Source organism: Pedobacter ghigonis, assembly GCF_903166585.1.
Classification (GTDB): Bacteria; Bacteroidota; Bacteroidia; order Sphingobacteriales; family Sphingobacteriaceae; genus Pedobacter; species Pedobacter ghigonis.
The window spans coordinates 199,411-223,036 of sequence record NZ_CAESCM010000002.1 but is presented as its reverse complement, the minus strand read 5'-3'; the positions used below and the strand labels follow the sequence as shown (position 1 = coordinate 223,036).

18 protein-coding genes, 1 pseudogene and 1 riboswitch are annotated in these 23,626 nt (G+C 40.3%); of the genes and pseudogenes, 8 read left to right on the top strand and 11 right to left on the bottom strand.

The window, feature by feature from the left end; all coding sequences use genetic code 11:
• Nucleotides 1-4: 4 nt before the first annotated feature.
• Together HWV58_RS04225 and pckA are read right to left on the bottom strand one after the other, a co-directional pair.
• Nucleotides 5-835, bottom strand: a complete 831-nt coding sequence (locus HWV58_RS04225; protein WP_175632895.1) for a MotA/TolQ/ExbB proton channel family protein — start codon at nucleotides 833-835, stop codon at nucleotides 5-7.
• 298 nt (nucleotides 836-1,133) lie between these two features.
• A complete protein-coding gene (gene pckA / locus HWV58_RS04220; protein ID WP_175632894.1) occupies nucleotides 1,134-2,729 on the bottom strand; it encodes a phosphoenolpyruvate carboxykinase (ATP) in 1,596 nt (531 codons plus the stop codon).
• A gap of 725 nt (nucleotides 2,730-3,454) precedes the next feature.
• Here pckA and thrA point away from each other — a divergent pair.
• The 4 genes from thrA (at nucleotide 3,455) to thrC (ending at nucleotide 8,698) form a co-directional block, all read left to right on the top strand.
• Nucleotides 3,455-5,908 (top strand): bifunctional aspartate kinase/homoserine dehydrogenase I, encoded by a 2,454-nt coding sequence (gene thrA / locus HWV58_RS04215; protein WP_175632893.1) that lies wholly within the window; start codon nucleotides 3,455-3,457, stop codon nucleotides 5,906-5,908.
• A gap of 4 nt (nucleotides 5,909-5,912) precedes the next feature.
• Nucleotides 5,913-6,365, top strand: coding sequence for a DinB family protein (locus HWV58_RS04210; RefSeq protein ID WP_175632892.1), 453 nt, complete (start codon nucleotides 5,913-5,915; stop codon nucleotides 6,363-6,365).
• A 20-nt stretch (nucleotides 6,366-6,385) separates the two neighbouring features.
• Nucleotides 6,386-7,318: a homoserine kinase gene (locus HWV58_RS04205; RefSeq protein ID WP_175632891.1), complete on the top strand. Its 933-nt coding sequence runs from the start codon at nucleotides 6,386-6,388 to the stop codon at nucleotides 7,316-7,318.
• Nucleotides 7,319-7,390: 72 nt separating this feature from the next.
• On the top strand, nucleotides 7,391-8,698 hold the full coding sequence (gene thrC, locus HWV58_RS04200; protein WP_175632890.1) for a threonine synthase: 1,308 nt from the start codon (nucleotides 7,391-7,393) through the stop codon (nucleotides 8,696-8,698).
• Between the two features lie 142 nt (nucleotides 8,699-8,840).
• Here thrC and HWV58_RS04195 read toward each other — a convergent pair whose 3' ends face one another.
• From HWV58_RS04195 to murQ, 8 genes are all read right to left on the bottom strand, one after another.
• Nucleotides 8,841-9,254 carry a tail fiber domain-containing protein gene (locus HWV58_RS04195; protein ID WP_175632889.1) on the bottom strand — a complete coding sequence of 138 codons (414 nt, stop codon included), beginning with the start codon at nucleotides 9,252-9,254 and terminating at the stop codon, nucleotides 8,841-8,843.
• A 78-nt stretch (nucleotides 9,255-9,332) separates the two neighbouring features.
• Nucleotides 9,333-9,635 (bottom strand): hypothetical protein, encoded by a 303-nt coding sequence (locus HWV58_RS04190; RefSeq protein WP_175632888.1) that lies wholly within the window; start codon nucleotides 9,633-9,635, stop codon nucleotides 9,333-9,335.
• A 45-nt stretch (nucleotides 9,636-9,680) separates the two neighbouring features.
• On the bottom strand, nucleotides 9,681-11,072 hold the full coding sequence (locus tag HWV58_RS04185) for a pyridoxal phosphate-dependent decarboxylase family protein (protein ID WP_175632887.1): 1,392 nt from the start codon (nucleotides 11,070-11,072) through the stop codon (nucleotides 9,681-9,683).
• A gap of 78 nt (nucleotides 11,073-11,150) precedes the next feature.
• On the bottom strand, nucleotides 11,151-12,104 hold the full coding sequence (gene metF, locus HWV58_RS04180) for a methylenetetrahydrofolate reductase [NAD(P)H] (protein WP_124558045.1): 954 nt from the start codon (nucleotides 12,102-12,104) through the stop codon (nucleotides 11,151-11,153).
• A 148-nt stretch (nucleotides 12,105-12,252) separates the two neighbouring features.
• Complete coding sequence (gene metH, locus HWV58_RS04175; protein WP_175632886.1) at nucleotides 12,253-15,954, bottom strand: methionine synthase; 3,702 nt, start codon at nucleotides 15,952-15,954, stop codon at nucleotides 12,253-12,255.
• Between the two features lie 163 nt (nucleotides 15,955-16,117).
• A riboswitch (SAM riboswitch) is annotated at nucleotides 16,118-16,221 on the bottom strand.
• Nucleotides 16,222-16,337: 116 nt separating this feature from the next.
• Entirely contained in the window at nucleotides 16,338-17,093 is a 756-nt protein-coding gene (locus tag HWV58_RS04170) for a Bax inhibitor-1/YccA family protein (RefSeq protein WP_166208491.1), read from the bottom strand.
• 39 nt (nucleotides 17,094-17,132) lie between these two features.
• Nucleotides 17,133-17,699, bottom strand: coding sequence for a hypothetical protein (locus HWV58_RS04165; RefSeq protein ID WP_175632885.1), 567 nt, complete (start codon nucleotides 17,697-17,699; stop codon nucleotides 17,133-17,135).
• Between the two features lie 184 nt (nucleotides 17,700-17,883).
• Nucleotides 17,884-18,690, bottom strand: coding sequence for an N-acetylmuramic acid 6-phosphate etherase (gene murQ, locus HWV58_RS04160; protein ID WP_175632884.1), 807 nt, complete (start codon nucleotides 18,688-18,690; stop codon nucleotides 17,884-17,886).
• A 190-nt stretch (nucleotides 18,691-18,880) separates the two neighbouring features.
• On the opposite strand from murQ, the gene HWV58_RS04155 reads away from it, so the two are divergent.
• The 4 genes and pseudogenes from HWV58_RS04155 (at nucleotide 18,881) to HWV58_RS04140 (ending at nucleotide 23,032) form a co-directional block, all read left to right on the top strand.
• Nucleotides 18,881-20,488 carry a S41 family peptidase gene (locus HWV58_RS04155; RefSeq protein ID WP_175632883.1) on the top strand — a complete coding sequence of 536 codons (1,608 nt, stop codon included), beginning with the start codon at nucleotides 18,881-18,883 and terminating at the stop codon, nucleotides 20,486-20,488.
• Nucleotides 20,489-20,641: 153 nt separating this feature from the next.
• Nucleotides 20,642-21,775 carry a histidine decarboxylase gene (locus HWV58_RS04150; RefSeq protein WP_175632882.1) on the top strand — a complete coding sequence of 378 codons (1,134 nt, stop codon included), beginning with the start codon at nucleotides 20,642-20,644 and terminating at the stop codon, nucleotides 21,773-21,775.
• Between the two features lie 76 nt (nucleotides 21,776-21,851).
• A pseudogene (locus tag HWV58_RS04145) lies at nucleotides 21,852-22,451 on the top strand (short chain dehydrogenase); the annotation flags it as partial.
• A gap of 74 nt (nucleotides 22,452-22,525) precedes the next feature.
• Nucleotides 22,526-23,032, top strand: a complete 507-nt coding sequence (locus HWV58_RS04140; RefSeq protein WP_175632880.1) for a GNAT family N-acetyltransferase — start codon at nucleotides 22,526-22,528, stop codon at nucleotides 23,030-23,032.
• Between the two features lie 3 nt (nucleotides 23,033-23,035).
• Here the strand turns inward: HWV58_RS04140 and HWV58_RS04135 are convergent, their stop codons facing one another.
• Nucleotides 23,036-23,545, bottom strand: coding sequence for a GNAT family N-acetyltransferase (locus tag HWV58_RS04135; RefSeq protein WP_175632879.1), 510 nt, complete (start codon nucleotides 23,543-23,545; stop codon nucleotides 23,036-23,038).
• Between the last annotated feature and the right edge of the window lie 81 nt (nucleotides 23,546-23,626).

Below are 23,626 nucleotides of genomic sequence, written 5' to 3'. Positions count from 1 at the left end.
TTTATTATTTATGCGAACTAGCGTAAGTTTGAACGATGCTGAAACCAGCTTCATCAATAGCATAAGTTAACTTGTCAATTTTAGAAGTTAAAATATTGTACATGATAATTGCTAAAGTAGAAACGGCGATACCAGTCATGGTGTTGATTAGGGCCTCAGAGATACCTACCGCTAGTGCAGCCTGATCTGGAGCTCCTGAGTTTGCTAAACCGGCGAATGCACGGATCATACCTGTTACTGTACCTAATAGACCAATTAACGTACCGATAGATACCAAAGTAGCGATGATCGTTAAGTTTTGCTCTAACATAGGCATTTCCAAAGCAGTAGCTTCTTCAACTTCTTTTTGGATGGCAACGATTGATTGCTCAACATCTAAGTTAGTGTCAGCTTCAACCTCGCTATATTTTTTTAAACCTGATTTAATTACGTTTGCAACTGATCCTTGTTGTTTATCGCACTCAGCTTTAGCTGCATCGATGTTACCAGCGTTTAATAAACCTTTAACTTTAATGATGAATGTATCTAAGCTAGATTTACCGCTTGCTTTGCTAATTACGATTAAACGCTCGATAGAGAAAACGATTGTAGTTAATAATAAACCGATTAATACCGCTACGATTGGACCTCCTTTGTATGCAGTACCAGGGTAGTTATTTGGCAAAGGTAAGTTTTCGTTGTTGTTATCGATAAAGTTAGAAGGATCTCCTAATACGTATCTCCAAATAATGAAGCCAATTACAATACAGATAGGAATTACCAATGTTGCGAAAACGTTAGATGCACTTGAAGAGCTCTCTTTTTTAACAGTTGTTGGTTTTGGTGCGTTTGCCATTTTTTTTTGAATTTTAGTTTTAGTTCTTGTTTTTAATTTTTAGCTGTTATTTCTTTTGTATTACACACAACGTGTCTTATCTGATTTTGTTGCGAAAAACAAATTTATAAATTGATTTTAAATTACAAATTAATAAATCAATAAACAATCAAATCGTTACTTAACATTTAGTTTACGGTAACTCACCTGGGCATATAACAAAAAAATTGCCTCAGCCGGAGGCAATTCTTTCACAATAAAAACTAAAAAAAAATCGAATTGCAAATTTTTTGCTCAAAAAATGCATTTTAAAGCACTTTTAACATAATTTTAACGCTTCGTCATACTTTTTTGATGCTTTGGGCACCTCAAACTGTTTAAAATTCTCGGTGAAGGCATTGGCCAGTTCGTAGGCCTTTAAAAAGTATTCTTCCTGGTCGTCCCACGTTTTAGACGGATCTAAAATTTCGTTTGGTACACCCGGACAACTTAAAGGCATCATTAATTTAAATACATGATGTTGCTTATATTTATTGTGGTCTAAATCTCCGTTCAAGGCAGCCGTAATCATGGCACGGGTATAGCTTAGTTTCATTCTTTTACCAATTCCATAAGCACCACCAGTCCAGCCGGTATTTACCAGCCATACATTTACCTGGTGTTTTTCCATCTTTTCGCCCAGTAATGCAGCATACCTGGATGGGTGCAGGGGAAGAAAAGCCTTGCCAAAACATGCAGAAAATGTTAACTGAGGCTCGGTTACCCCGGTTTCGGTACCGGCAACTTTGGCGGTATAGCCACTCATAAAGTGGAACATGGCCTGCTCCACATTTAATTTTGATATTGGTGGCAATACACCAAATGCATCGGCGGTTAAAAAGAAAATATTTTTGGGCACCTCAGCTATTGATGGCAGTATCGCATTATCAATGTAATTAATAGGATAAGCTACACGGGTATTTTCAGTTTTGTCGATGTTTGCATAGTCTACATCCTTTGTACCCTGAAAAAAGTTGGTATTCTCTAATAAAGCCCCTGTTCTGATAGCATTATATATCTGAGGTTCTTTTTCCTGGGTTAAATCTACGCACTTAGCATAACAACCTCCTTCGAAGTTAAATACAGAACTTGCTCCCCATCCATGTTCATCATCACCTATCAGGCCTCTTTCCGGATCGGCAGAAAGTGTTGTTTTGCCAGTTCCTGATAAACCAAAGAATATAGCTGTATCGCCATTTTTACCCACATTGGCCGAGCAGTGCATAGAAAGTGTATTCTTATATACTGGCAGGATAAAATTCAGTACTGAGAAAATACCTTTTTTAATTTCGCCCGTGTATCCGGTTCCTCCGATCAGGATCATTTTCCTGGTAAAATTCAGGATAGCGAAATTTTCCTGCCGCGTTCCATCAATAGAAGGATCGGCATGAAAACCCGGTGCAGCAATAATAGTCCACTCGGGTGTCATTCCCAGCTGATGCGCTTCAGGGCGGATAAATAAATGGTGAGCAAAAAGATTCTGGTAGGCAGTTTCGGTAATTACCCGGATAGAAATATCGTAATCCGGGTTGGCGCATGCTGATGAATCGCGAACATAGATGGTTTTGTCAGCCAAATAAGCGGTTAGCTTATAAAATAACTGATCGAACTTCTCGGGGCTGAATTTAATGTTTACATCGCCCCACCATACCTGGTCTTCGGTAACGCTGTCGCAAACAATAAACCGGTCTTTAGGAGAACGTCCGGTAAACTTTCCGGTATCAACCGCCAGCGCTCCTGATGAGGCCAGCGTACCTTCTTTATTCAATAACGCATCTTCAATTAATTCCGTTGGAGATAATTGGTACTTTACAGCAACGTTTTCGCCTAGATTTAAATAGCTTAAATCTGGCCTTTGCAGTTTCTCTTTGCTCATAACAATAAGTAAGTTAGTACAGCAAAGGTAAATACTTATCAAGCAGAAAAACTAGTTTTCATAACTAATTTTTTACATATTGTAGCAAATACACTATTATGTAAATATTTTATTTACAGTTATTTACAAGCCTTTTTACAAGAATAAAAAAAGATACAAATTACACTAAGTAAAACGTTAAACAATAATTTAAAACCTGTATATTCTGGTTGTTTTTATTGAAATATTCCGATTCTTATCCTCTCTTGTTACAACAGTAATAACTAGGGCCAACCTAAATGTAAAAAATATTGTATTGCTTCTGGCTACTTTCAGCATCTATGATTAGCCTAATCAGAAAAAACCAGGAATTCTATTTGCAAAAATTTTATGTTAGAAAAATATGGCTATCGCACCTACTTAAACGTTTTAATAAAAATTTCGAAATAAAAATTACAAAACATTTGCATTTTAAAAAAATTATCTTCTACTTTACGGTGTAAAAAGTACACCAAGACAACATGATTTTTAACTCTTCAATTATTACAACAATTATTATTACCACCGGTATAAACCAGCGGGGCTAATTTGTTGTAAATTGAAAAAACATAAAACACAGAGAGCGTCCCGACACCAGTCGGGACGCTTTTTTTTTAAGCTAAAACCATTGAAAACTGCAACAACAAGCCCAAATAACAACTTAATAAGCCATTGTGCAGGTTTCATTACCATAAACCCCCATACTAATGAAAGTACTTAAATTCGGCGGCACATCCGTAGGTTCGGCCGAGAACATTAAAACCCTCTTACGCCTTGTGGGCGAAGAAAAACAGAAGAACAGCCCGGTAGTTGTATTATCGGCAATGAGTGGTGTAACCAATTTGCTTACCGAGATGGCCGAAATGGCTGAACGTGGCGAAGATTACGATACTCATTTAAAAGCAATTGAAGCAAAACACTTTGCTGTAATTCGCTCGCTTTTACCAGCTGCTGCACAAAACCCCGTATTTACCCGTTTAAAAATCTTTTTTAACGAACTGGAAGATTTATTGCAGGCAGTTAGTAATCTAAAAGAGCTGAGCTTACAAACTAAAGATCAGATTTTGAGTTATGGCGAACGTTGCTCTACTTTCATGATCAGCCACATTGCTTCACAGCATTTTACTGATGCCCTTTATGTTAACGGTGCTGATTTTATTAAAACTGACAGCAATTTCGGTCAGGCGAAAGTAGATACCGAACTAACCGAAATGCTGATTAACAATTTTTACCAGGAAAATAAAAACAAGGTACTTTTTGTTACCGGCTTTATTGCCAGTAATGCTGCAGGACGGGTAACTACCCTCGGCCGTGGCGGTTCTGATTATACTGCCGCCGTTTGGGGCGCTGCCTTAAATGCCGAAGAAATAGAAATCTGGACTGATGTAAACGGCATGATGACCGCCGACCCACGGATTGTAAAAAAAGCCTTCTCTTTGCCTGAGCTGAGCTATACCGAAGCCATGGAGTTAAGTTATTTTGGGGCTAAAGTAATTTATCCGCCAACCATGATCCCGGCATTCATGAAAAAAATCCCGATTGTGATCAAAAACACATTCGAACCGGATTTTGCAGGCACCTATATTAAAAGCGATGTTAAATCATCTAACTTACCCATAAAAGGAATTTCTTCTATCGATCACATCAGCATCATCAATCTCAGTGGTAGTGGCATGGTGGGAAAAGCTGGTTTTAGCGGCCGCTTGTTCTCTTTACTATCGCGCGAGCAGATTAATGTGGTGTTAATTACACAGTCATCGTCAGAGCACAGCATCACCTTTGCGGTTAAGCCAACTGATGCGGCACATGCAATTACCTTAATTAAAAAAGAATTTGAACTGGAGCTGGATGCCAGAAAGCTTGAATTACCAGAAGTTGAAAATAACCTGGCAGTTTTGGCCATTGTAGGCGAAAACATGAAACGTACTCCAGGCATGAGCGGGCGTTTATTCAGTGCGCTGGGCCGTAACGGTATCAACGTAAGGGCAATTGCACAAGGTTCATCAGAATACAATATTTCGGTAATTATCAGTGCAGCCGATTTATCAAAAGCCGTAAATGCAGTGCACGATGCTTTCTTTACCGACCTGAAAAGAACTTTAAACATTTTTTGCCTGGGAACCGGAAATATCGGCAAAACTTTATTTAATCAGTTAAAAGAGCAAATGCCTTTCCTTGCCGCCAATAACGATTTGCAAGTGAAAGTAACCGGAATAAGCAATACCCGGAAAATGACATTTAATGCTGATGGTTTATCACTCGATAACTGGGAAGCTGAATTGGATGGCAAAGGTGAGCAAGCCAATCTGGCCGAATTTGTGGCAAAAATGAAAGCCATGAACCTACCTAACTGTGTTTTTGTTGATAATACCGCAGCTGAATCGCCAATTGAATTTTACCAGGGTATATTCGAAAGCAGCATCTCGGTAGTAACCTGTAATAAAAAAGGTAACTCGGCCGATTTTGCACAATACAAATCTTTTAAAGATACTGCGCGCAAATTTGGAGTTGATTTCTACTACGAAACCAATGTGGGAGCAGGCCTGCCAATTATCCGTACCTTAAAAGAACTGATGATGAGCGGCGATAAAGTAGCACGCATCGAGGCCATTTTATCGGGAACCATTTCTTATATCTTCAATAATTTTAAAGGTGAGGCTGGTTTTTACGAAACAGTAAAAGAAGCGCAGGAACTTGGCTATACAGAACCCGATCCGCGTGATGATTTAAATGGAAAAGATTTTATGCGTAAAATGCTGATCCTGGCGCGAGATGCCGGTTATCCATTAGAGGCCAGTGATGTAAAAATCGATAATATTTTACCCGAAGCTTGTTTAAATGCAACATCGGTTGAAGATTTCTATGCAGAATTACAAGCCAACGCGGCCTATTTTGAAGATTTGAAAAATACCGCAGCCAAAGACGGTAAGGTTTTACGCTACATTGGTAAACTGGAGGACGGAAATGTAGAAATCAGCCTGCAAATGGTTGATGACAGCCATCCTTTCTTTATGCTTTCGGGAAGTGACAACATCATCTCTTTCACAACTGATCGTTACAAATCGCGTCCTTTAGTGGTAAAAGGCCCTGGTGCAGGAGCAGAAGTTACAGCAGCGGGGGTTTTTGCCGACATTATTAACGTGGGCACCTTAAGCAATTAGCAGTATGAATTCAGTTTTAGCCATAAAAGATGAGATCCTTCTTCTGGTTAACCAGGCGATGATCGATTTTGAAAACATTATCGAAGCCACCTGGAATGATAAGCCACAGCCACACAAGTGGTCGAAAAAGGAATTGTTGGGCCATTTGATCGATAGCGCATCTAATAACATCCGTCGTTTAATTGTTGGCCAATATGAGCAGGGGGTTAAAATCATTTATCATCAGGATGAATGGGTAGCCTATCAAAATTATCAGGCGGTAGCTATAGCTGAGGTTAAAAGTCTTTGGCAACTTTTGAATTACCAGATTATCCGGGTTATTGAAAATATTCCAGAAGAAAAATTTCAAAATACCTGCGATACCGGAAAAGGAAAGACCGAGCTGCACACGCTTTCTTTTTTTATTGAAGATTACCTAGTGCATTTAAAATATCATTTAAATCAAATAACTGCTTAGCCAAGCTAAGCCTATTAATAATGGAAAAAAGTATAAAAGTTTTCGCCCCCGCCACTGTTGCCAATGTAGTTTGTGGTTTCGATGTTCTGGGATTTGCCGTTAATGAACCTGGCGATGAAGTTGAAATGCGCTTAACCGATACACCAGGGGTGGTAATTAAAAAGATTACCGGCGACGATGGTCGCTTACCTTTAGACGCTGCAAAAAATACCGTTAGCGCAAGCGTACAGCACTATCTTAAACATATAAACCGCTTAGATGTAGGCGTAGAGATTGAATTGCACAAAAAGATGCCCATTGGAAGTGGTCTAGGATCGAGTTCGGCAAGTACTGTTGCCGGTTTATTTGCGATTAACAAATTAATGGGCGATTTGCTTACTACCAAAGAATTGGTTCCTTTTGCCATGAAAGGTGAAGAACTGGCCTGCGGTTACGGTCATGCCGATAATGTTGCCCCTGCCCTACTTGGCGGATTTGTTTTAGTAAGAAGCTACGAACCACTGGATGTAATTTCTTTGCCCACCCCCGCAGGCATGTATGCGGCTATCGTTTACCCCGAGGTAGATGTGCCGACTAAAGACGCGCGCCAAATGATCCGCAGTAAGGTATCCCTTAAAGATGCAGTTACCCAATGGGGAAATGTGGCCGGATTAGTGAGCGGTTTGTTTATGAATGATTTTGATTTGATTGGAAGAAGCATGAAAGATGTGCTGGTAGAGCCAACACGTTCAATTTTAATTCCCGGTTTTGAAGAAATGAGATCCCTGGCTATGGAAAATGGCGCTATCGGTTTCGGCATCTCAGGATCAGGTCCATCAGTTTTCGCCTTAACCAGAGACGAAGAAACTGCGCGAAAAATAACCAAATCGCAGCAGCAACATTTACATAAAATTAATATTAACAGCAAAGCTTTCGTTTCTCCGGTTAACGCCGAAGGGCCGAAGGTTATGTAAATATGTAAAATGGGAGATGGATGATGTAAATCACATTTTCCATCATCCATCTTACCTTTTCCATTAAAAACAATGAAACTATACTCAACCAACAATAAAGATTTACGTGTTTCTTTTAAAGAAGCCGTTTTTAACAGCATGCCACAGGATAAAGGATTGTACATGCCCGTAGAAATTCCACAGCTGGATGCTGCATTCGTAGAAAATATTGAGCAATACAGCTTACCAGAAATTGCTTATCAGGTAGCTTCTGCCCTGTTGAAAGATGAAATTCCGGCTGATGACTTAAAAGCTCTGATTGAGGATGCCATTAATTTTGAGGCACCTGCAGTGAAACTGGATGACAAAACCTTTGTGCTGGAGCTGTTCCACGGACCATCTTTGGCTTTTAAAGATTTTGGCGCTCGTTTTATGAGTCGCGTAATGGCTTATTTCTTAAAAGACGGAGAGCAGCTTTTAGATGTACTGGTAGCTACCTCAGGCGATACCGGCGGCGCAGTGGCCCTTGGCTTTTTAGGTGTACCGAATACGCGTGTTACAATTTTATACCCTGAGGGCAAGGTTAGTCCGATACAAGAGTTACAATTAACTACCAATGGGCAAAATATTCGTGCTATTGAGGTAAAAGGTACTTTTGATGATTGCCAGGCGCTGGTTAAACAGGCTTTTGCAGATGCTGATCTGAACAATAAATTCCGCCTTACTTCAGCTAACTCGATCAATATTTCGAGGTTAATTCCGCAAACATTTTACTACTTCAATACTTATGCCCAGTTAAAAAAACAAGGACTTAGCGATGTAGTTTTCTCAGTACCTAGCGGAAACTTTGGTAATATTGGCGCAGGTTTACTGGCTTACAAACTGGGCTTACCTGTAAAACAGTTTATTGCGGCTACGAATGTGAATGATACCGTTCCACGCTTTTTAGAAACAGGTAATTACGAAACTAAGCCATCGACACAAACCTATTCGAACGCAATGGATGTTGGTGCACCAAGCAACTGGGTTCGGATTATGGACTTGTTTAACCAGGATGTAGATGCTTTGAAGAAAGTGGTTACTGCTTATCGTTTTACTGATGAAGAGACGCTTGCGGGAATTAAAGCGATTGATCATAAATTTAACTATGTAGCTTGTCCGCATACGGCAATTGCCTATTTAGCAGTAGAAAAATACAGGAACGAAAATCCGGCAGATGAAAGCGCAGCAGTATTTTTATCTACAGCGCACGCCTGCAAGTTTCCGGATATCTTCCCTGAAGAGATTGCCGCGAAAATCGAAATTCCGGAGCAGGTTACCGATTTAGAAAGCAAACCTAAACAGGCTGATCAGTTAGGAGTAGATTTTGAAGGCTTTAAGGCTTATTTGCTGAAAGGATAAAATTATTACAGATAATAAACATATAAAGGGATTGTGGTTTTAAGCCAGAATCCCTTTTTTACATTAATTCATTACAGAGAGACCCTGAAATAAATTCAGGGTGACGATCTCGTTAACAGGATCATAATGCCTATCTGTATAGCTATTTAGAACGTTGCGCCCTTAAAGCTTTAATTTCGCGCTTTAATTCTTCAATCTGCTGTTGTTGCTCTTTAATACTGCCAACCAGAAGCGGCACTAAACTTTCGTAATCTACCTTGGTTATCGTTGCAGTTTTAAAGGCATTTTTACCCGAAGAGTAATCCTTTGCCTGTACCGAAACAAGATCCGGAACAGCTTTTTTAGCCTCGGCACCTACAAAGCCGATTTGAGGATTGGCCGATAAGCGTAGTTTTTCGGCCCAGGCCTTATCGTAATTAAAACTTACAGGTTGCAGTTTTGTAACCTGGCTTAATGCATTTTCGATCGGCTTAATGTTGTTCTGCACAACTTCCTGTGCACTGATTTTTAGGGATGCAGCGATTAAAAACACTGCAAATGAAATTGCTCGTTTCATATATAATGGTTTTGTATTTTTTAAAATAGACTAAGAGATTTCACAAGAATGTAAAACCTGGTAAATGCAAAAATGCAGTTAAACGGAAGGGGGCGGCGTTAAAACCTCGGGGAAGTATACCAGAGAAAAAGGAGGATTGGGAATAATTAGTTTTTTAGCCGCTAACACCGGAAAATAAGTTTGGCCATGAAAGGCAACTTGTTCAATTGCATATTCGGTTTCTACCTTTTTTTCTTCTTTTTCGGTTGCATCATCATGCGTTGATAAAGCCTCAATGTTATCGGCAGAATAGCTTAAATACGAAACCACATGGCTTACCTTTATAAAAAAAGTTAGCGCAATGCAGGTAATCAGTACGTATTTAAAAGCATAAAACTTCATTGTTGCAAATATAAGTGCTATGCTTTTAAAACAATAAATTTATGGTTAAAGTTCTGTAAGAATTTCGCACATGGCTGATGTAGCAAGCTCAATATCTGCTACTGTTGTTCGCCAGTTTACAAAGGCTGCACGGATTCCTTTCTTTCCATTGTAGAAAGTTGGTGTCATAAATACCTTTCCGCCAGCATTCAATTTATCTAGAAAATCCGGAACGCGGTTTTCATCGGTTAAAGTAAAGCATACCGTATTTAAGCGTACAGGAGCAAGCAATTCGAAAGCTTGATTTTGGTTAATAAAATCGGCAAATCGTAGTGCCATTTCCACGTTGCTTTCTACAATTTCCTGATAGCCCTGTTTTCCATAACTTGTTAGCGTAAACCAGGCTGGCAAAGCTTTTAACCTGCGTGAGTTTTCGGGTAGGAAATTTAAATAACTAAAATTTTCCATTGGATTGCCCAGGTAAGCTGCGTTTGAATTCTGAAACGATTCGACCTGCAACAACTGGTGGACTTCCTTAACCAGAAAGACAGCACTTTCGTAAGGAACATTTAACCATTTGTGGCAATCGACCGTAATGCTATCTGCATTTTCCCAACCTTTTACCAAATGGCTGTATTGGGGCGAACAAGCTGCAAAACCACCAAAAGCCGCATCGATATGCCACCAGAAATTATATTTTTGCTTTAACTGGCTAATGGCTTCAAAATCATCAAAATCGACCGTATTAACCGTGCCGGCACTGGAGATTAAAATAAAAGGCTCGCCATTTAAAGCCTGTATTTTCAATTCCAAATCGGCAACATCAAGAGCCTCGCGATTACCTTGCATTACCTTAACGGCCGTAATATTGTTACTGCCCAAACCCAGCATGGCCAGCGATTTAACAGCCGATGAATGCGGAGTTGCCGATAAAACATTTACCTTACCCGTAATCCCTTCACGTGCAAAATCTTTACCCTGTTGTTTACCTACCCATTGTCGTGCAACTGCTAAGCAAGTAAAATTAGAAAGGGTTGCTCCGGTAACAAAACCTCCAAAGAACTGAGGAGGTAAATTAAAAAGCGACAATAAAAGCTGTATCGTTTCGAGCTCAATCAAAGCGGAAATATCGCCATTGCCTTTTGCCGACTGGGTATTTTGATCGTAAACGGTAGCCAGCCAATCGCCGGCAATAGCAGCAGGCGTTGTGCCACCAGTTACAAAACCCCAATAACGCGGACCTGACGATGCCACGATAATAGGTTCGAACCGCTCGTTAAATTGCTTTAAAGAACCCGCAGCACCAAGGCCTTCCTCATTTAAACTATTTATCAGTTCTACAACACCGTTATTGGCTATAGCGCGATCATGAATTTGATTTAAATAAGCCATCCCCTGTTGTTTTACGTCTGTTAAGATGGTATTGAGGTTTTGCTGGTCTTTATTTAAATGATTCATGGTCAAATACAGTTTAGGTTGTTCGGGAAACATTCAGACCTGTAGGGATTAAATAGCCGACAGGTCTTTTAAAGTCTGTTAAAAAATTGCCCTGGCAATTTCTTTGGTTTGCTCCGGTCTGCCCATGGTATAAAAATGCAATACAGGCGCGCCGAAATCCATCAGTTCTTTACATTGTTTAATCATGGCTTCGGTACCGATTTCTTTAGCCTCTGCATTATTCTTAGCATATGATAATGCTTCGGTTAACTCATTTGGCAAATCGAGGTGGAAAATTTTAGGTAAAACCGTTAACTGTTTTAAGGTGCTGATTGGTTTTAACCCCGGAATAATCGGTACATTGATGTCGTTCTCCCTGCATTTTTTAACAAAATCAAAATACTTCTGATTATCAAAAAACATTTGGGTAACAATAAACTCAGCACCCATATCTACTTTCTTTTTCAGGTATTTAAAGTCGGCATTTAAATTAGGTGCTTCGAAATGTTTCTCCGGATAGCCCGCTACACCAATACAGAAATCACTTTTGTAGGTATCGATATCCTCATGCAAAAACTTACCATTGTTATGATCTTTAATGTGCTGAATCAAATCGGTGGCATAATGGTGACCGCCTTTGGTGGGAATAAATGAGGCTTCGGCCTGACGGGCATCGCCACGTAGCGCCAGCACATTATCAATCCCCAAAAACTGCAGATCAATCAGTGCATTTTCAGTTTCTTCTTTGGTAAAACCACCACAAATTAAGTGCGGTACGGCATCAATTTTATATTTATGGATAATAGCTGCACAAATGGCAATGGTTCCAGGGCGTTTGCGGTACGAAACCTTTTGCAATAAACCGTTCTCCTGCTCTTTATAAATGTAGTCTTCGCGTAGGGAAGTTACATCGATAAAAGGTGGATTAAACTCCAGCAAAGGATCAATGGCATCGTAAACCCACTGGATGCTCTGCCCCTTCATTGGCGGCAATAATTCGAAAGAGAATAAGGTTTTACCCTTTGCGTTTTTTATATGGTCTGTAATCTTCATAACCTGGTTTAGTTGTCATGCTGAATGCCAATGAAGCATCTCAAACACAATATCAGTTTTTATTTTTGATGACTGCTATATCAAAATTATATGTTCTTCACTTTGTCATCCTGATCTGATAGCTATCGGATCAGGATGACAAAGTGAGTTAATAAGCTAAATTCGGACTTAACCACCGTTCTACTTCTTCAACCGGCATATCTTTTCTGATGGCATAATCTTCAATCTGATCTTTGGTAATTTTACCTAAACCAAAATATTTCGAATCGGGATGTGCGAAATAAAAACCGCTTACGGCTGCTGTTGGATACATGGCGTAACTTTCCGTGAGGCGTAAACCAATTTTATTTTCTGCATCAAGCAACGCAAATAAAGTTCCTTTTTCGGTATGCTCCGGGCAGGCCGGATAACCCGGTGCCGGACGGATACCTGCATATTCTTCTTTAATCAGTTCCTGATTGCTTAGATTTTCATCTTTGGCATAACCCCAGTATTCTTTACGTACACGCTCGTGCATGCGCTCAGCAAAAGCTTCAGCTAAACGATCGGCAAGTGCTTTAGCCATAATACTGTTGTAATCGTCGTGGTTGGCTTCAAATTCGTTCACCAGTTCATCAATACCAATACCCGTTGTTACAGCAAAGCCACCAAAATAATCCTGAATACCGCTTTCTTTCGGCGCAATAAAATCAGACAAGGCATAATAAGGCTGTCCGTCTACTTTCTCGGCCTGCTGGCGAAGGGTATGTATGGTTACCAGTTGGGAGTTTTCAGTTTTCAGTTCGGAGTTATTTACCAACTGATTACTGTCAACTGTTAACTGAATATCGTCTCCATCTGCATTTGCCGGCCAGAAACCGATTACGCCTCTTGCCGTTAGCAATTTCTCGTCGAGAATTCTTTTTAACAAGGTTTGTGCATCATCGAAAAGCTTTTTGGCTTCATCGCCTACGTTTTTATCGTCAAAAATTTTCGGATAACTTCCACGAAGCTCCCAGGTATGGAAAAACGGTGTCCAGTCGATGTAAGGTACCAGTTCTTCTAATGGGTAATTATCAAAAACCTTTGTTCCGGTAAATTCAGGAACGGGCAGGTTGGGTTGAAAATCTATCTTAAATTTATTTTCGCGGGCTTCTTGCAATGTTTTAAAACGCTTATCCGAACGTTTGTTTAAATGTGCTTCACGCGCTTTATCGTATTCGGCTTTTATACCGGCTACGTATTCGTCTTTGGTATCGGGGTTCATCAAAGTGCTGCACACTGTAACACTTCTCGATGCATCCAATACGTGAATGGCCGGACCCGAATAATTTGGTGCCACTTTTACCGCAGCATGAATACGCGAGGTAGTTGCACCACCAATAATTAAAGGTATGGTAAAACCTTCGCGCTCCATTTCTTTAGCAAAATGAACCATTTCATCCAATGAAGGAGTGATTAATCCGCTTAAACCAATAATATCGGCATTTATTTCTTTGGCTTTTTTGATGATATCCTGTGCAGGAACCATCACACCCATATCTACAATTTCGAAGTTGTTACAAGCCAGTACTACACCCACAATGTTTTTACCGATATCGTGTACATCGCCTTTTACAGTAGCCATTAAAACCTTCCCTGCCGATGAGTTTTGATCCTGATCAGGATTGTCGAGTTTTTCCTGTTCAATAAAAGGCAAGAGGTATGCAACGGCTTTTTTCATTACCCTGGCTGATTTTACTACCTGGGGCAGGAACATTTTACCGGCACCAAATAAATCGCCCACAATGTTCATCCCATCCATCAATGGCCCCTCAATTACCTGAATCGGACGGGCATACTTCTGGCGGGCTTCTTCTACATCGTCATCCAGATATTCTACAATACCTTTTACCAATGAGTGTGATAATCTTTCTTCAACAGATCCTTTTCTCCATTCTTCATCTTTAACAATCTCTTTCCCTTTGGATTTTACAGTATCGGCATATTCTACCAGACGCTCAGTAGCATCTTCTCTGCGGTTTAACAGTACATCTTCTACCCTTTCTAATAATTCGGGTGGAATTTCCTGATAAACCTCCAGCATACCGGCATTTACAATCCCCATGTCTAAACCTGCCTGAATGGCGTGATAAAGAAATGCAGAGTGCATGGCTTCGCGAACCACATTGTTACCCCTGAAAGAGAACGAAATATTCGAAACCCCACCGCTTACCTTGGCGTGAGGCAGGTTTTCTTTAATCCACCGCGTAGCATTAATAAAGTCGACCGCGTAATTGTTGTGTTCCTCCAGTCCGGTGGCCACGGTTAAAATATTCGGGTCGAAAATAATATCTTCTGCCGGGAAGCCGATTTCGTTTACCAGGATATCGTAACTTCTTTTACAAATTTCTTTTCTGCGTTCGTAATTATCGGCCTGTCCCTGCTCATCAAAAGCCATTACCACAACAGCAGCACCATACTGCATAATTTTGCGGGCGCTTTCACGGAATTTTTCTTCACCTTCTTTTAAGGAAATCGAGTTCACAATCCCTTTCCCTTGCAAGCACTTTAAGCCATTCTCAATCACCGACCATTTTGACGAATCGACCATGATGGGCAGTTTGGCAATATCAGGTTCAGAAGCAATCAGGTTCAGAAATTTGGTCATGGCTGCTTCCGAATCGAGCATCCCCTCGTCCATATTCACGTCAATAACCTGCGCACCACCTTCTACCTGCTGTAAGGCAACGGCTAAAGCGGCTTCGTAATCGCCACCTAAAATCAGTTTCGAGAATTTTGGCGATCCGGTAATATTGGTTCTTTCACCTATGTTTACAAAAATACTTTCAGGTGTAATGGTTACCGGCTCAAGTCCGCTTAAACGCATATAAGGCTCGAGCACAGGTAATTTTCTAGGCTCAGCTTTCCGGGCATTTTTAGCAATGCAACCAATGTGATCGGGGGTGGTACCGCAACAGCCACCAACAATATTCACAAAGCCCGATGCAATAAAATCATCAACCAGGTGTGCCGTTTCGTGTGGCTGTTCATCATAAGCTCCAAACTCGTTGGGTAAACCTGCATTTGGATAGGCCGAAACATAGCAACCTGCTTTTGCAGCCAGCTCTTCAATATGCGGACGCATTTCTTTAGCTCCCAATGCACAGTTAAAGCCAATACTCAATGGTTTGGCATGCATTACAGAGTTTAAGAAAGCCTCGGCCGTTTGGCCCGACAATGTTCTTCCCGAAGCATCGGTAATGGTACCCGAGATCATAATCTCCAGCTTACGGCCAATTACTTCTTCGTATTTTTTAATGGCAACAATGGCCACTTTTGCATTTAAAGTATCGAAAATAGTTTCAATCAACAACACATCCGAACCACCATCTACTAACCCGCGAACCTGCTCGTAATAAGCTTCTTCGAGTTCATCGAAATAAACCGCCCTAAAACCAGGGTCGTTAACATTCGGCGACATTGAAAGGGTACGGTTGGTTGGGCCAATGGCACCGGCAACAAAGCACTTGCGATCGGGATTAGCCGCCATAAACTCGTTGGCCGCTTCTTTGGCTACCCTGGCTCCTTCGAAACTCATTTCGTAAGAAAGGTCTTCCATCTGGTAATCGGCCATCGAAATGCGCTGCGTACTAAAGGTATTGGTTTCGATAATATCGGCGCCGGCAGCCATGTACTCGAGGTGTATGGTTTTGATAATATCGGGGCGCGTAATGTTAAGCAAATCGTTATTGCCTTTTACATCGCAGGGATGATCTTTAAAGCGTTCCCCTCTAAAATCCTCTTCAGTTAGGGTATATCGCTGAATCATGGTACCCATCGCACCATCAATCACCAAAATACGTTTTTCTAATTCTTCTCTAATGCTCATTGTTGTTGTAGTAGCAAGCAGCGAGTATCAAGCGTTGAAATATTGATAACTCACTTGTTATTAGGTGGCAGCAAAAAGTAAAGGCAAAATTGTCTTAATACTTCATATTTGTTTCCTAAATTAATGGCTTATCTAAAAAGTTGGTACGAGAATCGTAATCCTAAACTTATCTGTTTCCGCTATTTGCAGAATAGAATTTAGCACCTTGTGTGGCACAGGTTGCTAAGACTTCGTTGGGTCTAATCCCTCCGTCTTTCTTAATAAGCATACAAAAATGCAACAAAGCGGCATCATTTCCAAAAATTATCGCTTTGCGGCCAAATAAAATTACAAAGGCCATGCAAAACTGCACAGCCTTAAGAATATTGTTCTGTTTAAAACGTTTATTTTCTGCTTCCGAAAATGCGTAATAAGAAGAGAAAGATGTTTAAGAAATCAAGGTATAATGATAAGGCAGCAACTATTGCCATTTTCTTAGATTCAATCTGAAGAACCTGCTCTCCGCTGGCCTCAATACCTTCTCCAATTCTTTTAATCTTTTGCACATCATAAGCTGTTAATGCAGTAAATATTGCAATACCAATAAAAGCCATAAACAAGCTAAATTGTTCGCTCTGAATAAACATGTTAATTACACTGGCAATTACTAAACCAATTACTCCAACCATCAGAATCGGGCCAAATTTGCTCAGATCGATATTTGTTGTGTAACCCATAAACGCCATAATTCCGAATATTCCGGCTGCACCTGCAAAACAGCTTACTACCGAACCAGAAGTATAGGTTAACAAGATAAAACTTAAGCTAATTCCGGTTAATACAGAGTAAAGTACAAATACGCCAATTAAAGCAGGCAATGATAAACGACTTAAGCCAAAGCCCATTAATAAAACCAGGCCTAGTGGAGCGAACATGGCTATATAACCAAATATCGACATACTAACTTTGCCTGTTGCTGGGTTAATATTTAAAAGATACTGCATCAACTGTTCGTTGGTACCAAAAAGATAAGCAGCCACAGTGGATAAACTCAACGCAACGAACATCCATAAGAAAACGTTGGCGAAGAATTTTTTGGAAACAGATTTTTCCTGTACAAAAACACTGTTGTCCTGATATTGATAATTTTGTTGTTCCATTTTAATTTTTTGTGTATTAAATTATATAAAAATAAACATTTAGTTCAATCTTTTTGTCAGCAGTTCTTCAACTTTTTTAAAGAATTGCAGTGGCTTTAATGTACGCCAGGGCAGATTATCGAAATCGCCGCCAAAGTTAATGTAATAATCGATGTTGTTATCGCGAAACTCGGAAATCACATGCTGCTGAAAGTTCACACCAACAATCCAGCCGTCTTCCACTTCCTGAAACCACTCTTCGTAATAACTATCGTCCGAAGTATGGAAATTAAGCACATTTTCTCCAATGAGGATAAATTTATTAATGCCTTCGTCCATCATCAGCTCTATCACATCGCGTTTTAGCAACATAATATCGTTGTTAATGGCATCGTTCCACTCGCCAATCAGCTCGATAATGGCATAACTACGATCGTAATCAGCGTAAAGTATTTTCAGGTATAGTGTACTCGATCCAAAATCATCCCATTGCGGATGCAGCAAAAAATTATAAATCTGCTTATCGAAGTAAAGCTCTGAATATTCTGTATTGTAAAACGGGGAACGCTCATCCTCTGCCGAGATATAATCATCTCTCCACTGGTAATAAGGCTCAATCTCGTGCATAGTTTTTCATTATTGAATGTGTGGATTTTGAATGAGTGAATGTTTAAGCCCATCTCCAATTCAATCATCCTATCCTTCAATCATTATTTAATTTTGATTAAACGAATTTTGAATGAAAGAATTTTGAATGAGTGAATGTTTAAAGTCAATCTTTAATTCGGTCATTCCATCCTTCAATCATTTTTTAGTGCTGCCCTGCTTCTACTGCTTTACGCACACTTCCGTAGCGGTTTAGCAACTTAGCAGCTTCTTCGTAGCCAATATGCAGCTCGTCGGCAACCATCTGTGTTCCGCGGTCTACCAGTTTATGATTGGTTAATTGCATATCAACCATCTTATTGCCTACCACACGGCCGAGTTGAACCATAACCGTGGTACTTAACATGTTCAAAACCATTTTCTGTGCTGTTCCCGATTTCATGCGTGTAGAACCGGTGATAAACTCGGGTCCCACCACCACTTCAACCGGGAAATCAGATTCAGCAGCAATTGGCCCACCGGTATTGCAAACAATGCAACCTGTTAAAACCCCATACTTACGCGCTGTATTTAGTCCCCCAATAACGTAAGGGGTAGTACCCGATGCGGCCAGGCCAACCAGGCAATCTTTTTCGTTAATATTAAACTCCTGTAAATCTTTCCAAGCTTGTTCGGCATCATCTTCGGCAAATTCTACAGCTCTTCTGATGGCCGTATCGCCACCTGCAATAATACCGACAACCCAATCAAAAGGCACGCCATAAGTAGGCGGACATTCTGATGCATCTACCACACCTAAACGCCCACTCGTACCCGCTCCGATATAAAAAAGACGGCCACCTTTTTTCATTCTTTCGGCAACTGCCGAAGTTAATTTTTCGATCTGAGGCAAAGATTTTTCTACAGCAAACGCTACAGTTTTATCTTCGTTATTAATGCCCTGCAAGACTTCCAACACCGACATCTGATCGATGTGGTTATAGTTAGATTCTTGCTCGGTTACTCTGTTCATAAATTTAATTTTGATAAAATTCGGTAAATTCTTTCTAAATACTACCTTAAAAATTCAAAAATATGTACCACAAAATTCAATTGGCACTTTACTCAGGTTAATTAATGTTAAAAATTATAAACAAAAGACAAGAAAATGCAGTTAAAAAATATATCAACCCGCTAATTTTCATAAATTTGCAGTAACGCTGATGAAAAAAAATACCCGTAACAATATACTGATCGCTATAAGCTATTCTGTAATCTTAATAGCTGGTATGTTTTTGGGCATAAAATTTATCAAAGACCAGGGCTTTGGCGTTAAAAAAAGTCCGCAGCTGGCCAGCAACAGCGACGAGAAATTAAACGAAATCCTCCACATCATTAACGGCAACTACGTTGATGATATCAATACCGATTCGCTTCAAAACTTACCTATCGATAGCGTTTTACATCAACTGGATCCGCATAGCGTTTACCTGCCACCAACCGATGCGCAGGATATGAGCGATAACCTGGAAGGGAACTTTGAAGGTGTTGGTATAGAATATTACATGCTTAACGATACCATGATGGTTACGGGTGTTGTTAAAGATGGTCCTGCTTCACAGGCGGGCATAAAACTGGGCGATAAGATCCTGAGTATCGATACCGCAGTAGTTAGCGGAAGAAATTTACCCAAAGATCAGCTTACCGGTCGATTTAAAGGCCGGGCAGGCACTGGGGTAAGCGTAGTTTTGTTACACCCGGGCATTGCACAAAGCAGTCGGATTATGGTTACCCGTGGTAAGGTAAACATCAGCAGTATTGATGCAGCTTATATGATCAACAGCGAAACAGGTTATGTACGCATCAGTAAGTTTGGTGCCAATACCGATAACGATTTTGCTGCAGCAGCCAACAGCTTAAAGGCTAAAGGTATGAAAAAGCTAATCCTCGATCTGCGCGATAATGGCGGTGGTTATTTTACTGCAGCTACCGGCCTTGCCGATCAGTTTTTGGCCGAAAATAAATTAATTGTTTATACCCAGGGCAAACATGAGCCGCGTACCGATTATTTTTCGACCGGAACAGGTGCTTTTCAAAATGGTAAGCTGGCTGTGCTGATTAACGAGAATACTGCCTCGGCAAGCGAGATTGTAGCCGGCGCAATTCAGGATTTAGGTAGAGGCATAATTGTTGGCCGCCGTTCTTTTGGTAAAGGCCTGGTACAGGAGCAATTTGCTTTTGGCGATGGTTCTGCGCTGAATCTAACCATTGCCCGCTATTACACACCATCTGGTCGCAGCATCCAAAAATCGTACAAAAAAGGTTACGATGCCTATAAACACGAACTGGATGAGCGTATGATGGACGGCGAGTTAACCGGCGACCGCACCTCCTTTCAGGATTCGATTGAAAAAGCAGAAGGCGTAAATACACAACCCGTAAAAAAAATTAAACCAATTGGCGGTATACAGCCTGATGTTTTCGTAAAACTGGATACTACCGGATACAATAAATTTTACAGCAATCTGGTGAGCAAAAAAGTGCTTTCAGATTATGTATTTAATGTACTAACCAGCAGATATAGCGCAAGCTTTGTAGAACAGAATATTAATATCTTTACTATTACCGATAACGATTTCAGAGATTTTATTGGTTTTATCCAGCGTAAAAATGTTCCGATAGATCGTTTTCAACTGTACAATGCAAAAACAGTAATTCAAAATGATCTTAAAGCATTACTTTGCCGCTATTATTTAGGAGATGTGGGCTACTATAAAGCCGCAAATCAGACAGATAATGCGGTTAAACAGGCATTGGTTAATCTCCAATAGCCGTATTTTATTTGTATTGAGGTGCATTTCAATCACAGAGCCAAAAATACAATTTCAAAAAACAAGCCAAAATCAATATAATATTCTTATTTAAGCCAAAACAATAATACTATATTTCGATTTACCTAATTTTGTCCGCATATTCAATATGTTATGGCAGCAGGCAAATTATCAGCAACAGATCAACATCTATTAAGTGATTTATTAGAAAAAGTAAAAAGTAAAACCGATTTATTTCTGGGTTATCCAGTTGCAAAAGATTTCGATTATCAGGAACTGGCTGAGTTTTTAAAATACCCGATGAATAACCTCGGCGACCCTTTTGTTACTTCTACCTATGGCGTAGGATCGCGTGAACTGGAGAAAGAAGTGGTGCAGTTCTTTGCTAACCTTTTCCGCGCACCCGAGGATAACTGGTGGGGCTATGTAACCAACGGAGGTTCGGAAGGTAACTTATATGGATTATACCTTGCCCGCGAGCTTCATCCAAAAGGCATGGTTTATTACTCTGAAGCCACTCATTATAGCGTTCAAAAAAACCTGCATTTACTCAACATGTCAAATATCGTAATCCGTACGCAGGAAAGTGGCGAAATCGATTACGATGACCTGGAATACACCATCAGAATGAACCGCCACATGCCCGTTATTATTATGGCCAACATTGGCACCACCATGACCGAAGCCCGCGACGATGTAGCTAAAATTAAAGCGATTTTAAAAAAATTGGCCATCCAGCATTATTATATCCATGCCGATGCAGCCCTTTCAGGCACGTACAGCGCCCTGATCGAGCCACGCCCTGCATTTGATTTCGAAGACGGAGCGGATAGCATTGCCATTAGTGGCCATAAATTTTTTGGTTCGCCCATGCCGTGTGGTGTGGTAGTTGCTAAAAAATCGAACCGCGATCGAATTGCGCGTTCTGTAGCTTATATTGGCAGTGTTGATACCACCATTACGGGATCAAGAAATGGGCACAGTCCACTGTTTTTGTGGCACACCATTAAGCGCCTGGGCCTTGAAGGCTTAAAAGAACGCGCCATGCATAGTTTGGAAACTGCAGCATATACCGAATTAAAACTCAAAGAAATGGGAATCGATGCCTGGCGCAATACCAACGCCATTACCGTAAACTTCCCTGCACCATCGGGCATAATCTGTAAAAAATGGCAGTTGGCTGCCGAACAGGGAAATTCGCATATCATCTGTATGCCCAATGTAACCAAAGCACATATCGATCTGTTTATAACCGATTTAAAAGCAGAAATAATTTTGCAAAATTAACACGATACAAACTTTTAAATGACCTTAATGTTTAATAGCAACGTTAACTTAGTATTACAAAACCTTTAAACATAAAAGCATGAAAATAATAGTTGTAGGTGCAACCGGAACTTTAGGCAAAAAAGTTAGCGATGCGTTTGCTCAAAAACATGAGGTAATACGTGTGGGCAATACCAAAGGCGATGTTCAGGTTGATATTACCAGCGAAGCATCGATTAAAGCAATGTTCGAAAAAACAGGGCCTTTTGATGCCTTAATTAGCACCAGTGGCAAAGGACCTTTTGCACCAATTAAAGAAATGACAGGCGAGACTTTTAAAAAAGGTTTACTGGATAAACTATTGGGTCAGGTTAATCTGGTACTTATTGGCCAGCACTACATTAACAAAGGTGGTTCGTTTACCCTAACATCGGGCATCCTGGCCGATCATCCGGTGGCGGCAGGCGCAGCACTAAGTGCAGTAAACGGAGGCTTAAACTCATTTGTAATTGCAGCAGCGCCCGAGCTCGAAAACGGCGTACGCCTTAATGCGGTTAGCCCGAATGTAGTTGAGGATTCGCCAGCTTATTTTGATGCTTTTCCTGGTGAAATACCCGTAACCATGGAGAAAGTGATTAAAGCCTTTGAAAAGAGTGTGCTTGGCATTGTTACCGGGCAGGTGATAAAAGTTTATTAACATAAGCTTGTTCTGAAAAAGCCTGATTTTAACGTCGAAAGCATTATATTGAGCCCGATTAATCATCATCAAAAATGATAGAAACACCACGCCTCATTTTAAAGCCGCTAACACACAACCAATTATTAAAATACATTAAAGACGACCATTCTTTAGAAAAAGAATTTCACTTGCTGCCTACGAAAAAAAACATTGCACCAGAACTACAGGAAGCATTACAACAAACCATTTTGCCTAACGTTTTTGATAAAGACAAGGATTACCTTTACCACACCCTCTGGACAATTATTTCGAAACCCGATAACCGAATGGTAGGTGATATTTGTTTTGTTGGCGAACCTGACCCAAACGGAGAAATCGAAATCGGATACGGCACTTACGAAGAATTTAGAGGCAAAGGCTTTATGACTGAGGCTGTAGGCCGGATATTGCAATGGGCGAAAGAGCAGCCAAAAGTAAGATCGGTTTTTGCTGCAACCACCAAAGATAATGTAGCTTCTTACTCGATATTAGAAAAAAACGGCTTTATACACATTGGAGAAGTTGATGATATGTTAAGCTGGAAAATTGAATTGAAGTAGGGCTTACACTACAATTTCAAATAAGCTCAGGCTAATCCCCTCGTAATGCTTGGGTAATCCATCTGTTTTTTGCATGGTTACCACGCCAACATATTCGAAACCACAACCTGTATAATACTCCAAAAGCTTTTCGTTATCAGCCCAAGTATCCATCCGGATATATTTTAGCTCATTATCCAAACTGTATTCCCTGGCCCACTTAATAATTTCCTTAACAAAAGCATAGCCCCTAAAACTTGGATGGGTTACAATCCGGTGGATATAAATGGCATCCTGATCGCGGTCGCCCCAAATCAGTTTATCGTTAAAGGTTACGGCAAAAACACAGGCTATTTCGCCACCAACCAGAATTTTATACTGACGGTTTTCAGCAATTTCTGTTTGCACCAGCTCGCGACTGAAACCTTGCCAGTGCTTGTTAAAAACTTTCTTTTGGTGCGCAATAGCCATATCATAAAAATCGAAAATGATGTCGATATCAGCTGCCTGGCTATTTAATACTTCGATTTGCATACAACAAAGTTAGTTTTTTACCACAGATAAAAAGGATGAACACAGATTTAAACACCTCAAATCTTTAACCATATCAAAAAT

Coding starts and splice junctions, on each gene's coding strand:
- HWV58_RS04225 (WP_175632895.1), bottom strand. CDS start 835: ATGGCAAACGCACCAAAACCAACAACTGTTAAAAAAGAGAGCTCTTCA.
- HWV58_RS04150 (WP_175632882.1), top strand. CDS start 20,642: ATGGCAGCAGGCAAATTATCAGCAACAGATCAACATCTATTAAGTGAT.
- HWV58_RS04195 (WP_175632889.1), bottom strand. CDS start 9,254: ATGAAACGAGCAATTTCATTTGCAGTGTTTTTAATCGCTGCATCCCTA.
- HWV58_RS04155 (WP_175632883.1), top strand. CDS start 18,881: ATGAAAAAAAATACCCGTAACAATATACTGATCGCTATAAGCTATTCT.
- murQ (WP_175632884.1), bottom strand. CDS start 18,690: ATGAACAGAGTAACCGAGCAAGAATCTAACTATAACCACATCGATCAG.
- HWV58_RS04205 (WP_175632891.1), top strand. CDS start 6,386: ATGGAAAAAAGTATAAAAGTTTTCGCCCCCGCCACTGTTGCCAATGTA.
- HWV58_RS04185 (WP_175632887.1), bottom strand. CDS start 11,072: ATGAATCATTTAAATAAAGACCAGCAAAACCTCAATACCATCTTAACA.
- HWV58_RS04135 (WP_175632879.1), bottom strand. CDS start 23,545: ATGCAAATCGAAGTATTAAATAGCCAGGCAGCTGATATCGACATCATT.
- metH (WP_175632886.1), bottom strand. CDS start 15,954: ATGAGCATTAGAGAAGAATTAGAAAAACGTATTTTGGTGATTGATGGT.
- HWV58_RS04190 (WP_175632888.1), bottom strand. CDS start 9,635: ATGAAGTTTTATGCTTTTAAATACGTACTGATTACCTGCATTGCGCTA.
- HWV58_RS04210 (WP_175632892.1), top strand. CDS start 5,913: ATGAATTCAGTTTTAGCCATAAAAGATGAGATCCTTCTTCTGGTTAAC.
- HWV58_RS04140 (WP_175632880.1), top strand. CDS start 22,526: ATGATAGAAACACCACGCCTCATTTTAAAGCCGCTAACACACAACCAA.
- HWV58_RS04165 (WP_175632885.1), bottom strand. CDS start 17,699: ATGCACGAGATTGAGCCTTATTACCAGTGGAGAGATGATTATATCTCG.
- thrC (WP_175632890.1), top strand. CDS start 7,391: ATGAAACTATACTCAACCAACAATAAAGATTTACGTGTTTCTTTTAAA.
- metF (WP_124558045.1), bottom strand. CDS start 12,104: ATGAAGATTACAGACCATATAAAAAACGCAAAGGGTAAAACCTTATTC.
- thrA (WP_175632893.1), top strand. CDS start 3,455: ATGAAAGTACTTAAATTCGGCGGCACATCCGTAGGTTCGGCCGAGAAC.
- HWV58_RS04170 (WP_166208491.1), bottom strand. CDS start 17,093: ATGGAACAACAAAATTATCAATATCAGGACAACAGTGTTTTTGTACAG.
- pckA (WP_175632894.1), bottom strand. CDS start 2,729: ATGAGCAAAGAGAAACTGCAAAGGCCAGATTTAAGCTATTTAAATCTA.